Source organism: Blautia wexlerae DSM 19850, assembly GCF_025148125.1.
Taxonomy (GTDB): domain Bacteria; phylum Bacillota; class Clostridia; order Lachnospirales; family Lachnospiraceae; genus Blautia_A; species Blautia_A wexlerae.
Window position 1 is genome coordinate 187,501 of sequence record NZ_CP102267.1, and the last position, 13,685, is coordinate 201,185.

11 protein-coding genes, 1 rRNA gene and 1 riboswitch (1 of these 13 running past the window's edge) are annotated in these 13,685 nt (G+C 44.7%); of the genes, 9 read left to right on the forward strand and 3 right to left on the reverse strand.

Annotation, left to right across the window (positions count from 1 at the left end):
• Both NQ550_RS00780 and NQ550_RS00785 read left to right on the forward strand, forming a co-directional pair.
• A 23S ribosomal RNA gene (locus NQ550_RS00780) occupies positions 1-911 on the forward strand (it extends 1,973 nt beyond the left edge of the window).
• A 371-nt stretch (positions 912-1,282) separates the two neighbouring features.
• Positions 1,283-1,606 carry a type 1 periplasmic-binding domain-containing protein gene (locus NQ550_RS00785; RefSeq protein WP_025580833.1) on the forward strand — a complete coding sequence of 108 codons (324 nt, stop codon included), beginning with the start codon at positions 1,283-1,285 and terminating at the stop codon, positions 1,604-1,606.
• Positions 1,607-1,688: 82 nt separating this feature from the next.
• On the opposite strand, the gene NQ550_RS00790 is transcribed toward NQ550_RS00785, so the two are convergent.
• From NQ550_RS00790 to NQ550_RS00800, 3 genes are all read right to left on the reverse strand, one after another.
• Positions 1,689-2,063, reverse strand: a complete 375-nt coding sequence (locus tag NQ550_RS00790) for a BlaI/MecI/CopY family transcriptional regulator (RefSeq protein WP_008707184.1) — start codon at positions 2,061-2,063, stop codon at positions 1,689-1,691.
• 348 nt (positions 2,064-2,411) lie between these two features.
• A complete protein-coding gene (locus NQ550_RS00795) occupies positions 2,412-3,053 on the reverse strand; it encodes a GNAT family N-acetyltransferase (protein ID WP_025580832.1) in 642 nt (213 codons plus the stop codon).
• A gap of 64 nt (positions 3,054-3,117) precedes the next feature.
• Positions 3,118-5,166 carry a M28 family peptidase gene (locus tag NQ550_RS00800; protein ID WP_081703323.1) on the reverse strand — a complete coding sequence of 683 codons (2,049 nt, stop codon included), beginning with the start codon at positions 5,164-5,166 and terminating at the stop codon, positions 3,118-3,120.
• 396 nt (positions 5,167-5,562) lie between these two features.
• Positions 5,563-5,756, forward strand: a riboswitch (cobalamin riboswitch).
• A gap of 197 nt (positions 5,757-5,953) precedes the next feature.
• Between NQ550_RS00800 and nikB the strand changes: the two genes are divergently transcribed.
• The 7 genes from nikB to NQ550_RS00835 all read left to right on the forward strand — a co-directional run bounded on the left by nikB (position 5,954) and on the right by NQ550_RS00835 (position 13,612).
• Positions 5,954-6,892, forward strand: coding sequence for a nickel ABC transporter permease (gene nikB / locus NQ550_RS00805; protein ID WP_025580829.1), 939 nt, complete (start codon positions 5,954-5,956; stop codon positions 6,890-6,892).
• Positions 6,893-7,717 (forward strand): nickel transporter permease, encoded by an 825-nt coding sequence (gene nikC / locus NQ550_RS00810; protein ID WP_025580828.1) that lies wholly within the window; start codon positions 6,893-6,895, stop codon positions 7,715-7,717. It abuts the gene before it with no gap.
• Positions 7,718-7,813: 96 nt separating this feature from the next.
• Complete coding sequence (locus NQ550_RS00815) at positions 7,814-9,370, forward strand: ABC transporter substrate-binding protein (RefSeq protein WP_029677255.1); 1,557 nt, start codon at positions 7,814-7,816, stop codon at positions 9,368-9,370.
• A 126-nt stretch (positions 9,371-9,496) separates the two neighbouring features.
• Positions 9,497-10,282, forward strand: coding sequence for an ABC transporter ATP-binding protein (locus tag NQ550_RS00820; protein WP_025580826.1), 786 nt, complete (start codon positions 9,497-9,499; stop codon positions 10,280-10,282).
• On the forward strand, positions 10,275-11,249 hold the full coding sequence (locus NQ550_RS00825) for an ABC transporter ATP-binding protein (RefSeq protein WP_025580825.1): 975 nt from the start codon (positions 10,275-10,277) through the stop codon (positions 11,247-11,249). Before NQ550_RS00820 ends, NQ550_RS00825 begins: the two co-directional genes overlap by 8 nt.
• A gap of 19 nt (positions 11,250-11,268) precedes the next feature.
• The gene (locus NQ550_RS00830) at positions 11,269-12,516 is read left to right on the forward strand and encodes a type 1 periplasmic-binding domain-containing protein (protein ID WP_025580824.1); all 1,248 of its coding nucleotides are present in this window, start codon (positions 11,269-11,271) and stop codon (positions 12,514-12,516) included.
• A gap of 4 nt (positions 12,517-12,520) precedes the next feature.
• Positions 12,521-13,612: a succinylglutamate desuccinylase/aspartoacylase family protein gene (locus tag NQ550_RS00835; protein ID WP_025580823.1), complete on the forward strand. Its 1,092-nt coding sequence runs from the start codon at positions 12,521-12,523 to the stop codon at positions 13,610-13,612.
• Positions 13,613-13,685 lie beyond the last annotated feature (73 nt).

Consider the following 13,685-nt stretch of genomic DNA (forward strand, 5'->3'; position numbering starts at 1 on the left):
GCGCTGTCTCGACAATGCATCCGGTGAAATTGAAGTACCAGTGAAGATGCTGGTTACCTGCGCCAGGACGGAAAGACCCCATGGAGCTTTACTCCAGTCTGGTACTGGGACTCGGTATTGCATGTACAGGATAGGTGGGAGGCTAGGAGATGGTAACGCCAGTTGCCATGGAGCCGCTGTTGGGATACCACCCTTGCAGTATTGGGTTTCTAACCAGCCGCCGTGACCCGGCGGTGGGACAATGCCAGACGGGGAGTTTGACTGGGGCGGTCGCCTCCGAAAGGGTATCGGAGGCGCCCAAAGGTTCCCTCAGAATGGACGGAAACCATTCGAAGAGTGCAAAGGCAGAAGGGAGCTTGACTGCGACACCGACGGGTGGAGCAGGTACGAAAGTAGGGCTTAGTGATCCGGTGGTATTAAGTGGGAATGCCATCGCTCAACGGATAAAAGCTACCCTGGGGATAACAGGCTTATCACTCCCAAGAGTTCACATCGACGGAGTGGTTTGGCACCTCGATGTCGGCTCATCGCATCCTGGGGCTGTAGTAGGTCCCAAGGGTTGGGCTGTTCGCCCATTAAAGCGGTACGCGAGCTGGGTTCAGAACGTCGTGAGACAGTTCGGTCCCTATCCGGCGTGGGCGTAGGATATCTGAGAGGAGCTGTCCTTAGTACGAGAGGACCGGGATGGACGGGCCGCTGGTGCATCGGTTAGACTGCCAAGTCTACGGCCGAGTAGCCAAGCCCGGAAGGGATAAACGCTGAAGGCATCTAAGCGTGAAGCCCCCCTTAAGATGAGATATCCCATTCGAAAGAAGTAAACCCCCTTGAAGACGACGAGGTAGATAGGGCAGAGGTGGAAGTGCAGCAATGCATGGAGTTGACTGTTACTAATCGGGTGAGGGCTTGACCAAGAATCGCAGGAAGAATGAATCTCAAGGAAATGTCAACATGTATGTAGTTTTGAAGGTACAATGAGAAACCAGCTAACAGTTAGCTGGTTTTTTTGTGTAAAAATGAATATACGGGTATACTTACCATAAGTATCTGATAAAAATAAGGATAGCCACTCTTTGGATGAATAATCTGTAGAGTGGCTTTTATGCTGTATATATAAACATATAATAAAATTGCGGGAGCTGCAAAGTGCGGAGTAATTCGTGGGTATCAAGTTAGGTGAAAAATACCTTTTGATCCGAACATTATGTAATAGGAAGTAATATGAAAAAATCACAATAGAAAAAATATAACCTGAAAAAATCATTGGCAAGAGGAATCCAGCGGTGTGGCAATCAATCTGGAAATCCTGGATGCATCACAGAGTCAGCTGACGCAGAATGAACAGGTGAAAAACCTGATCGATAAAGGATGTGATGTGGTGTGTGTCAATCTGGTCGACCGTACAGATGAGGGGATTGAGGCTGTAAAGAATGAGGAAATGCTTGGAACGGTTTATAATGATAAAGAGGGGCAGGCGCGTGAAATGCTGAATCTTGCATTTGTAATCGCAACGGATGGAGATAAGAGTGATATTCCGTTGATCGACGGAAAATATGTGCGCACGCCATATCATAAGCTTACGTTGGAAAATATAGAAGAGTCAGAGTAATTTCTCTGATCCGGTATTTATAGTAATTCTGTAAATAAAAAAGGCTGTTGTTAATGACAGCCTTTTTATTGAGCATTTCTGATTAAAGTGTCTGGATATAAGATAATAATTCAGCTTTCTCAGCTGCGCTTAATTTATTTCCTGCTGTAAATGCAGCGATGAAATCTTTGATGGCTCCGTTGTAAGAATCCTTTACAATCTCCTGGGCATAATTTTCATAGAATTTCTTTGAGGTGACAGATGGAATATAGATAGCTCTTTTTCCGCTCTTGTCAATATTCAAAAAGCCCTTCTGTGCCAGACGGGAAAGAAATGTGTTTACTGTCTGTTTCTTCCATGCTTTCTTTTCTTCCTCATTAAAGTGAACCATAATCTCAGAAAAAGTTGCAGGTGTTTCTCTGGTCCATAAATATTGTAAAATATAAAATTCTGTTGCGCTCATTGCATTTCGTACCATTATTATAAGTCCTCCTTATCAGTGTAGTGATGTGTACTCTGGGGGTTATTAAAATTTTTATTGCCAGGTAAATACTTTTATTTCTGGTAATCGTGGATGTTCAGCAGTCCGTTGAATGGAAAGTCTCCGAACAGTTAACAGTAATTAAGAATAGTAGCGGAAAAGTACACATGGTACTATAAACAAACAGATGTGGAAAAGTTTTATCCGACATCTGTATGCTATTTTAATATAAAAGTATAAATATTACTAGACGTAGAAATAGACAAAAATGTAAGTGAAAAATAGGTTAATTTATCAATTACGGAGTCTTTATGTTAATAATTGCGAGAGCAGTGCAGGGACAGATTATACAGTAGCCTCTCGGATCATGCAATATTGTTTCAGATCAAAATGAGGTTTTTCCACTATCCCGTATGTTTTAAATCCGAAGTGTTCATAAATAGGAACGTTATTGGGATTATGGGTTTCCAGAGAAATCAGCATCTTGTGTTTCTGGGCGTAATTTATCACTTCATCCATCAGAAGTTCTGCCAGCCCATGATGCTGGTGTCCCGGGTCTACCGCAAGGTAGATCACATGGAGACGTTCTGTCTGGTGAAGCTGATCAGTCCAGCTTGAGTTCAGGTAGTCTTTGCCCTGAATGAAATTCCAGAAGGTTTTCAGGCTTGGATCTTCTTTGATCAGCCATCCGTCAGTGGTAAGTGCAGCTCTGGCCTCTGTGAGACAGTAGTGCAGAAAATTGTAAGGTTCGCTTTCGTCAGAAACAACCAGGATACTGTTCAGTTCGCTGCTGTCAGAATAAATTTCGCATGTCTGAAAGAACTCCGTCAGATCGCAGGAAAAGAGCTCCGGCAGAAGTCTTTCTCTGGTGTCATCATCAGGAATCAGGGTATGATACAGCGGATCCTGTGCGAAACAGACCGTTAACAGTTTCTGTAATCGTGGTAAATCTTCTTCCTGTACTCTGTACAAATTATCACTTTCCATGGTATGTAGTAATCTCCTTATTTATTGCCGGGAACATTGCTGTTCCCGGGAGTGGTAATGTTTTTTAAAAAGACAGTAGATTATTATAGATGTTATCCAACATCGCAGACAGCTTATTAACGGAGGTGTTTAAGTAGCGGATATCGTCCTTATAATAAGCCTTCTGTCTGCGCAGGGCAGCTTCCAGACGACGGATCTCACTATCGAGTTCCGGTGTTTCTTCTTCCATGCGCTGCTTCAGTTTCTGCACGATTCCGTAGAGATTTTCGTGATGCATGATACGTCCGGCACCCCACATCAGGCGGTCTTTTGGCTGGTGAAGAATGTATTCGGTGAAGTGATAGTAAACTTCTTCATCGAAGAGAAATGCGTACATATTATTGTCTACTCGATAGAGGGCCTTCAATGCATCTGTAATATTTCCCTCGGATAAAGCCCGGCTGGCTTTTTCCAGCTGTCGGATATTTTTGGAGGCAGCTTCCTGTGGGAAAATTACTTCATCTTGCCAGTTGAGACGTACCAGATAGTCTTGTGCCTTGCGGAAAGTTTTCAGCAGCTCCAGTCCGGCATATTCCCATTTGTGGCGGAAAGCAATGCGGGCGTCGGAGTCTGAAAGTGTGGCATATTCCGCATTAATCTGGCAGATTTTGTCATAAATATTTTCGGCAGAAGCGGTAATTGTCTGCAGGTTTCTGAGCAGAACATTCTGCTCAGGATCAGCAAATGAGAGTGCATTTTCGTGGATACTTTCTGCGACCGCGTTCATGGTGTTGCTGAAATTCATCGGTGGCAGGACAAGTCTGTCAATGGCCATGATCAGTTTCAGATAGCATTCATGATGAAACTGATAGACAGCTTCCTGGTAAACATCCTGATTATCATATTGGGAATGATAATAATTCTGCATGAAGGGCCCGGCGCTGAAATCATTGACTGTGGATGGGATACCTGCGATTGCCATGGAGAAATCATCAGACCATGTCTCGATGGGAGAGAGAGCCGTGATCCCGTCAGGATATGCTTCCTTCGGGACAGTCAGGCTGTCTGTAAACTGTCTGATGAAATCTGCATATTCATAGGTACAGCGGATGGCATCCTGTCTATTGTGTGCGTGTGCAGGAAGTTCAAAGTTCAGGTCTGCGATCACTTTACCCTGCCAGTCAGGATGTACGCGGAATACCTGATTGTAGGCTCCTGTAGACCAGTCGTATTTGGAATCAATGATTCCCCATTCCTCGGCAGCCATTGCGCAGAAAACGAGAGTGTGGGCAGGCTTATAGCCGCCCTTTACAAGTGAACGGGCAATGCCGAGCATCATGGCGACTGCCGCATTATCGTCCTGGAATCCATCGAAATAGGAATCATAGTGTGCGGACAGCAGGATCATAGAGTCTGTCTCAGTCCCCTGTATTTTACCTGTGATATTGCCTGCTGTTGTGTCCGGAATCACTCTGGAACGGGCATCCAGTGATACTTTTAATGAGGATCTGCGTAATAAAGCAGCATCCTGTTCCGGAGTGTTATGGGTATCTTCTGAATCAGTGGTGTTGTCTTCGCAGGCGGAAATTTTATTTCGGAGAGAACGCTTCAGGATACGTGCATCTGCCTGAGACAGAGAGAATGCAGGTGCGAAATCAGGACCTGCGATATCCTGTGCATTCAGCGCAGACTCTGCGATTTCTCCGTAGCCGTTTGCCTGAACTGCGATCAGGGCAGCAGCGCCACGCAGATAAGCCTGATAAACAGGGAAGCTGATCCACCATTCGTCTCGCTGGTTGATCTCAACCATAACTAGCTTTCCTTTTACGTTTATGCCTTCATAATCTGCGGCAGTTCCTTTTCCCAGATAAACGAGTTCGTAATCTTCAAATCCGTCTGTCTCGAAATTTGTCTGATATCCGCCCATCTGAAAGGTGTGTTCCTGCCCGTCATCATCTGTAAATTTCAGGACTGCCTTCTCGAATTCCCATCCGTCCAGTGAGAATGTATCTCTGGTTACATCGGTAAGTCCGATAGCTTTCATTTCCCTGTATAACATATCTCCTGTAGCTGTTTCAGCAGCGGAACCTGCAGTACGATAGCCCAGAACAGGGTTTGTTTTCTCTTTTTCCATGCGTCTGGCAAGCTGGTAGGACCAGTCTGTGTCAATGCAGGAAATACAGGAATCTTCAATGTTCAATGTAATCGCCTCTTTCCTGACAGTTTGTATAATATGATCAGATATGATCAGTGCCGGAAATGTCAGGGTACTGATCTGTCTGTGGTTTATGATTTTATACTGGAAATATTTTAGCATAGAACAGCAGCAGGAACAAGACAACAGTTGTTGAGAAAAAAGCTATTTTGTGGAAGTTCTATCATATTGGGAAGTTAAAATAACCTTGTTTATTTATTAAAAAATCTGATTGTATGTTTTTATGTACAATTTGACTTTTTTTGCTAATTACTGGACAAAGTAAAAAAATATATTCTATAATATTATAGTAAAAATTAAATAACATTTATTGGTTTTGAACCAGTCGTTGTAAGTTCCACAAGGATTAATAGAGAAACCGGTGTAAGTCCGGTACGATCCCGTCACTGTAAGAGGGAGCTTCGGAATGAAAAATGTCACTGGATCATGTGATTTTAAAGTTGGTCCGGGAAGGCGATTTCGAAGTGGTGAACTTAAGTCAGGAGAACTGCTTACAATTGGGATAGGAATGATTCTTACGGTAGATAGGAAGCATAATTTTTTCATGTCATTTTGTGTCCGTATGTATGGTGTTTTCATATTGCGGGCTATTTTTTTGCCTGAAAATTAACCCCTATGGGGGGATTCCCCATGTTACTGAGTAAAAGTAATCAGAAACATTTCCGGTATTGGTTTAATTCACGAAAGATGTAGGAAGGAGATTATTTTGACGAAAAAACAAATCGGGAAAAGATTTCTGCAGATTCTGATCGTCCTGTTTGGTATCAGCTTTCTAACCTTTGGACTGACTTATCTGTCTCCTGGTGATCCGGCTGAGATCATGCTGACAGAGTGCGGTAATCTTCCCACACCAGAGCTTCTGGAACAGACAAGGCATGAGCTGGGACTTGACCAGCCCTTTCTTGTGCAGTATGGAACCTGGCTGAAGGGTGTACTTACCGGAGATATGGGACAGTCCTATTCCTTTAAGATGCCGGTAGTACAGAAACTTGTATCCTGTTTCTGGCCAACCCTGAAGATGTCTCTGCTGGCACTGCTTATGATGATCGTGATTTCCATTCCGCTGGGAATCCTGGCAGCAGTGTATCAGAACAAATTCCCGGATTACTTTGTAAGAGGAATTACTTTTATCGGGGTATCCGTACCAAGCTTCTGGCTTGGCCTGATCTTACTGAGTATCTTCGGTGTACAGCTTCGCTGGGTAAATGTAGCAGGAGGAAGTACTGATCTGAAGGCTATGATCCTGCCGTCACTTACGTTGGCGCTTGCCATGTCTGCCAAATATACCAGACAGGTGAGAAGTGCGGTTCTGGAGGAGCTTCATCAGGATTATGTAACAGGTGCACGTATGAGAGGTATCAAGGAGAGTGTGATTTTATGGAGACATGTTCTTCCAAATGTAATGCTTCCGCTGGTAACTCTGCTTGGACTTTCCCTGGGAAGTCTTCTTGGCGGTACTGCAGTCGTTGAAATCATCTATAACTGGCCGGGTATGGGAAATATGGCAGTCAAAGCAATCTCCTGTCGCGATTATCCGCTGGTTCAGGGATATGTACTGTGGATCGCTATCCTGTATATGTGTATCAATCTGCTTGTGGATCTGTCCTATACTTATCTGGATCCAAGACTTAAGGAGGATAGATAATTGAAGTTAGCGAAAGTATTTAAAGAAAATAAGCAGTTTACTCTTTTTTCGATACTGGCGTTGGTCGTAGTCGGTGTGGCTGTGTTTGCCCCACAGATCGCACCCTACGACCCGCTGGATGCAGTGATGCTGGAATCACTTCAGGCTCCAAGTTCTGCACATCCCTTTGGGACAGATAAGCTGGGACGTGATCTGTTATCACGAGTTATTTTTGGAACCAGAACTTCTCTGATCATGACCTTATGTCTGGTGGCAGTTATCTTTGTGATCGGTACATTTCTTGGAGTGATCGCCGGATACTTCGGAGGAATCGTGGACGGTGTGATCATGCGTATCGCAGATATGATGATCTCTTTCCCCGGTCTGGTGCTTGCAATCGCAATCGCCGGTATGCTGGGACCAAACCTTGTGAATGCCGTTATCTCCATTGCAGCGGTAAGTTGGACCAAATATGCCCGTCTTGCACGAAGCATGGTACTGAGAGTAAAGAAGAACCTTTATATTGAAGCAGCAGTCGTAAACGGAACCAGGACATGGAAGATCCTGCTGGTACATGTTCTTCCGAACATGGTTACTCAGATGGTAGTAACTGCAGCAGCAGATATCGGAACCATGATGCTGGAACTGGCATCCTTATCCTTCCTTGGTTTTGGTGCTACAGCGCCGACACCGGAATGGGGACTGATGCTGAACGAGGGAAGAACTTACATGGCAAAAGCACCATGGCTGATGATCTACCCAGGTATCGCGATTGTAATCTGCGTAGTTATCTTCAACATGCTTGGTGACAGCATCCGTGACGTTCTTGACCCAAGACAGGAGTAAGAAAATATAAAATAAGAAAATAAAAACAAAGAGTTCTGCGGCTTCCGTACTGAACCGCGGACTTCACCACTTACCTAAATATTTCAGGAGGAATATATGAAGAATACATTATTTAAAAAAGTTTTAGCAGTAGCACTTGCATGCACAATGACATTTTCCATGGCAACCGTAACTCACGCAGCAGATGCAAAAGAGATCACAATCGGTGTAACAAGCTTTGCTGATACTCTGGAGCCTACAGAGCAGTACTTCAGCTGGGTTGTTTCCCGTTATGCTATCGGTGAGTGCCTTACCAAATTCGATGAAGAAGGTGAGATCGTTCCTTGTCTGGCAGAAAGCTGGGAGAACAGCGAAGACGGAAAAACATGGACATTCAAGATTCGTGAAGGCGTTAAATTCTCCAACGGTGATGATATGACACCGGAGATGGTAATGGCATCTATTCAGCGTACAGTTGACAAGAGTGACCGAGTACCGGAGTTCTTTGATCTGGACAGCATGGAAGTAGACGGACAGAACCTGATCTTCCACTTAAACAGAGCAAACGCAAACATGGCAGGAAGCCTTGCAGACCCATTATTCCTGATCGTAGATACAAACGTAGATGATTCTACATTTGCAATGGAAGGACCGATCTGTACAGGACCTTACGCAGTAGAATCTTTCAGCCCTACAGACTCCTGTGTTGTAGTTAAGAATGAGAACTACTGGGATGGCGAAGTTCCGCTTGACAGAGTAACACTGAAATGTGTAGATGATCAGACAACACGTTCCATGGCTCTTCAGACAGGCGAGATCGATATTGCTTATAACTTAAAGACAGAGAACCTTATTGAGTTTGAAGGAAATGACAATTATGAGATCCAGGAGCTTCAGTCCCTGCGTTCCACATATGCATTCATGAACCAGAGTGAAGGCCGTGCACTCAGCGATAAAGCGCTTCGTCAGGCACTTCTGCGCGGACTTGACAAACAGACATACTGTGACGTTCTTCTTGAGGGTGGAGCTACAGCAGGTAAAGCACCGGTACCTCCTACACTTGACTTCGGATTTGATGATCTGAACGATGAGAACAGCTATGATCCGGAAGGTGCGAAAGCAATCCTTGAGGAAGCAGGATACAAAGATACAGACGGTGACGGATTCGTGGAAACACCGGACGGAGATCCTCTGACACTTGATTTCGTTATCTATACAAGCCGTGCAGAGCTTGGTGTTTACGCACAGGCAGCACAGGCCAGCCTGAAAGAGATTGGTATCAATGTAAACCTGAATACAGTAAGCTATGAAACACTTCTCGACATGAGAGATTCCGGTCAGTATGACCTTCTTATCTGGAACGTACTTGTAGCTAATACAGGAGATCCGGAGAACTATTTAAGAGAGAACTGGTACAGCAAATCTGCAAACAACACAACAGGATACAACAATCCGGAAGTAGATGAACTTCTTGATGAGCTTGCAGGAACATTTGACGAAGAAGAAAGAAAAGACCTGATCATCAAGATCCAGCAGGATATCATGGATGATGCAGCAACTGTATTCTTCGGATATGAGACAACTTATCTGTTCTCCAACAAGAGAGTCACAGGCGTGAAGATGTATCCGATGGATTACTACTGGCTGACAAAAGACATCACACTTGCTGAGTAATTATATTCAGAGATATTAATTTCTGAATGAGACTGCACGGATTATGTCTGTTCATCGGGATATCAGAAAAGATGGACACAGATATAATCCAAAAAACACAGCAACAAGTAAGAAGGAGCGTTATTTATGCTTGAAATAAAGGATCTCTCAGTCCGGTATGGAAAGCAGGCACCTACTATCGAGCATTTCAACCTGAACATGAAGAAGGGCGAGATCATCAGTGTTGTAGGTGAGAGTGGAAGTGGAAAAACCACTGTTATCAGAGCTGTCCTCGGCGCACTTGCCGGGGGCGGTAAGGTAACACAGGGAGATATCCTCTTTAACGGAAAATCCCTGCTGACCAATACCAAGGATGAATGGAGACAGTTAAGAGGAACACGTATATCCATGATCTTCCAGGACTGCGGCGGAACCCTGAATCCGATCCGTAAGATTGGAAGCCAGTTCGTGGAATACATCTGTACTCATTCAAAAGTGTCAAAAGATGAAGCGTGGAAAAAAGGAGTAAGCATGCTGGAGAAAATGCGTCTCCCGGAAGCAGAGAATATTATGAACAGTTATCCTCATCAGCTTTCCGGTGGTATGCGTCAGCGTGTGGGTATTGCCATGGCAATGACCTTTAATCCTGAACTGCTTCTGGCAGACGAACCCACCAGTGCATTGGATGTGACTACACAGGCACAGATTGTTCGTCAGATGATGGAGCTGCGTGACGATTTCCACACAGGCATTATCATCGTAACCCATAACATTGGTGTAGCTGCTTATATGGCAGACCAGCTGATTGTTATGCAGCATGGCAAAGTGGTGGATCAGGGAACAAGGGATGAGGTTATGAATCATCCGACCAGTGATTATACAAAGAAACTTCTGGCAGCAGTACCGGAAATGGAGGGACGCCGTTTTGTTTAAGGAATCAGATATCGTGCTCAATGCAAAGCACATCGTAAAACAGTTTCCGGCCTCCCATGGACGGACACTGACAGCCTGCAATGACATTAACCTGAATGTCTATAAGGGCAAGACATTAGGAATTGTAGGAGAGAGCGGATGTGGTAAATCCACATTCGTAAGGATGGTTATTTCCCTTGACAAGCCTACCAGCGGTGAGATTCTGTATCATGGCAAAAACCTTGCTGATCTTTCCAAAAAGGAAACATGGTTAAACCGCCAGAATATGCAGATGGTTTTCCAGGATCCGCTGGCATCCTTTGATCCGAAGATGAAGATCGTGGATATCCTTACAGAGCCACTGATCAACTTCGGAAAATTAAAGAAAAGCGAGAAAGAAGCCAAAGCAAGAGAACTGCTGGAAATGGTAGAGCTGCCTGGAGATTTCGTAGATCGTTATCCTCACAACATGAGTGGCGGACAGAGACAGAGAATCAGTATTGCAAGAGCGCTTTCACTGGAACCGGAGATTCTGGTTTGTGATGAGGCGACTTCTGCACTGGATGTTTCTGTACAGGAATCTGTGATCGAGCTTCTGGTACGCCTTCAGAAAGAAAAAAATATCAGCATGCTTTTCATCTGCCATGACCTGGCGCTGATCCGCTCTTTTGCCCATCAGATCGCTGTTATGTATCTGGGAAATATCGTAGAGGTTATTCCAGGTGAAGATGTTACAGAGTATGCAGTGCATCCATATACACAGGCACTTCTGGGTGCACAGTTCTCCATTCATATGGATCCCAGCCAGAAGATCCAAAGTATCGAGAGTGAAGCACCAAGTCCTCTGGATGTACCCAAGGGTTGTCCTTTCCAGAACCGCTGTGAGCATTGCACAGACAGATGTAAGGCAGAGATGCCGAAGCTGAAAGAGATTGCTCCCGGACATGAAGCAGCTTGTTTCTATGTGGAGGAGCATCTGAAAAATTGAAGGAAAGGGGGAAGGTGTAATGAGAAGAAAGTTTATCAGTCTGACACTGAGTGCGGTTCTTGCGCTTGGAGTTACAACCCCTGCCTGGGCTGCCACTGAAACCTATGCAGATGGAGAGGTGCATACAATTGGTGTCGTCGTATATGATCCGGATGCCTCAGAGATGGAAATGTTCTCTGACTACTACCGCGACTATATTCAGGCAGGTTTTCCTGTGAAATTCATTTTCTCCGGCAAGACAACCAGCGCAGAGAATGAGATTCAGTATATTGATAAAATGAAAGAGCAGGGCGCAGAAGGAATCATTTCTTTCGGCGGATTTGCTTCAGGAATTCAGGATATCATTGAGGAATGTGAAAAGGAAGAGATGTATTATGCACTTGGTTCCAACACTATCAGCGATGAGAATTATGAAGCAGTAAAAGATAATCCCTATTATATGGGAAGCGTGGGACCAAAGCTGGAAGATGTGTACCAGAGCGGATGCGATATGACAGAGTATTTTCTGGATAAGGGTGCGAAGAATTTTGTGATCATGTCCGGTGGTGCTTCTTCAGGAAACCGCCTGCATCAGGTGAGAACCTGGGGAATGCTCAATACATTGGAAGAGAAAGCAGGGCTGGTTCTGACAGAAGAGGCAGAAACACTTTCTACAACAGAAGAAGTTACAAAGCTTTCCAGTGAAGATGGTTCTGTACAGGTTACGATCTGTCCGGGATACACAGAGCAGGACGGACCGGGACTTGAAAATCTGAGCACTGCATTTGCAGATGGAAACTGTGATGCGCTGATGAGTGCGTTCCATGTTTCCACTTATTTGGATAAAATCGCAGATAAGGAGAAAGAACAGAACAGCAATATTCTGGTAGGCTCTATCGACAGTTTCACTGATGGAAATTATGAAATCTTCCAGAAGAAAGATATGTTCGGAAATCCACCTGTTGATTATGTACAGGGAAAATATGCATCTCTGGCAGGTCCTGCATTTGCCATGATCTACAATGCCATCACAGGAAATCAGGATGCAGTAAAAGAGAACGGACAGGCAGCACGTCTGTACCAGGGCTTCTGGACTGCAACAAATGAGAAAGATTATGAAGAGCTTTATGGATATGCAACAGGTATCTATGAAAATGCGTATAGCTGTGATGATCTTCAGGGCGTGATCAAGGTATTTGATGACAGTGCTGCACCTGAGAAGTTCAAAGAACTGACAGAGAGTTATTCTGTAGAAGATGCCAAGGCGCGTATCTTTGACGGGGAATAAGCAAATGAGGACATTACGGGTAGCAGATCTGGAGGCGAAGCCGGGTGAGAAAGTATCTGGGTATGTGCATGTTATTGGTGCAGAATTCGGAATTCCGGTAACACTGATCTGCGGAGAAAAAGAAGGCGGAACGGTTCTTATTTCCGGCGGCGTGCATAATGCAGAATATGTAGGGATTCAGGCTGCCATGCAGCTTGCAGATGAACTGGATCCGAAGAAGATCGCAGGAAATATCATTGTGATCCGTCTGATGAACAGGACGGGATTTGAGCACCGTACCATGAGTCTTACCTATGAGGATGGAAAAAACCTGAACAGAGTTTTCCCTGGAAATCCAAACGGGACGCTCAGTGACAGGATTGCTTATACGGTTGTGACAGAATTTTTCCAGAAGGCAGATTACTATGTGGATCTGCATTGCGGTGACGGATTTGAAGGTCTGGTATCTTATGTATACTGTACAGGTGCAGCAGCTTCGGAAGTAGCCGCAAAGAGCCGGGAGATGGCGGAAATCGCACATGTGGACTATCTGGTAACTTCCATGTGTGGAACAGGTGGAGCCTACAACTACGCCGGAAGCATGGGAATCCCGAGTATCCTGCTGGAACGTGGACATAGTTCCCGCTGGTGCGAAGATCTGGTAGCGGAGGATGTTCATGATGTGAAGAATATCATCAGACATCTGGGAATCCTTCGTGGGAAGTCTCATATTCATGGCAAACCACCGATAGAAGTAAGTCCTGTGATTTATGAAGATGCCCCGGTATCAGGCTGCTGGTATCCGGCGAAACAGCCCGGTGAGACATTTAAAGAAGGCGAAGTACTGGGAAGAATCTGCGATTATTTTGGACGTGAACTGTTTGTATACAGAGCCAAAATGGGTGGTATTATTCTTTATCAGACCATCAGTCTGTGCATTATGAAGGATACGCCGATGGTTTCTTATGGTACCTGGGATGAGGATACACAGGGTAAGATTGAAGTAGGATGTGAAGTGTGCGGAAATGAGAAACATAAGCATGGACACCATCATCATAAATCAGAGGAAAAACATCATAAACGGCATGAACATCATAAGCATCATGAGGATAAATAAATACTTAAGTAAGACAGAAATGGGTTCGACCAACGCAAGTGAATAGCAAAGCAAATGAGCTTATCGGTTCGAC

What these genes read in the sequence shown, in the direction of transcription:
- NQ550_RS00790 (WP_008707184.1), bottom strand. Translation starts at nt 2,063, where the DNA reads ATGGTACGAAATGCAATGAGCGCAACAGAATTTTATATTTTACAATAT.
- NQ550_RS00795 (WP_025580832.1), bottom strand. Translation starts at nt 3,053, where the DNA reads ATGGAAAGTGATAATTTGTACAGAGTACAGGAAGAAGATTTACCACGA.
- NQ550_RS00800 (WP_081703323.1), bottom strand. Translation starts at nt 5,166, where the DNA reads ATGGAAAAAGAGAAAACAAACCCTGTTCTGGGCTATCGTACTGCAGGT.
- NQ550_RS00815 (WP_029677255.1), top strand. Translation starts at nt 7,814, where the DNA reads ATGAAGAATACATTATTTAAAAAAGTTTTAGCAGTAGCACTTGCATGC.
- NQ550_RS00820 (WP_025580826.1), top strand. Translation starts at nt 9,497, where the DNA reads ATGCTTGAAATAAAGGATCTCTCAGTCCGGTATGGAAAGCAGGCACCT.
- NQ550_RS00830 (WP_025580824.1), top strand. Translation starts at nt 11,269, where the DNA reads ATGAGAAGAAAGTTTATCAGTCTGACACTGAGTGCGGTTCTTGCGCTT.
- NQ550_RS00835 (WP_025580823.1), top strand. Translation starts at nt 12,521, where the DNA reads ATGAGGACATTACGGGTAGCAGATCTGGAGGCGAAGCCGGGTGAGAAA.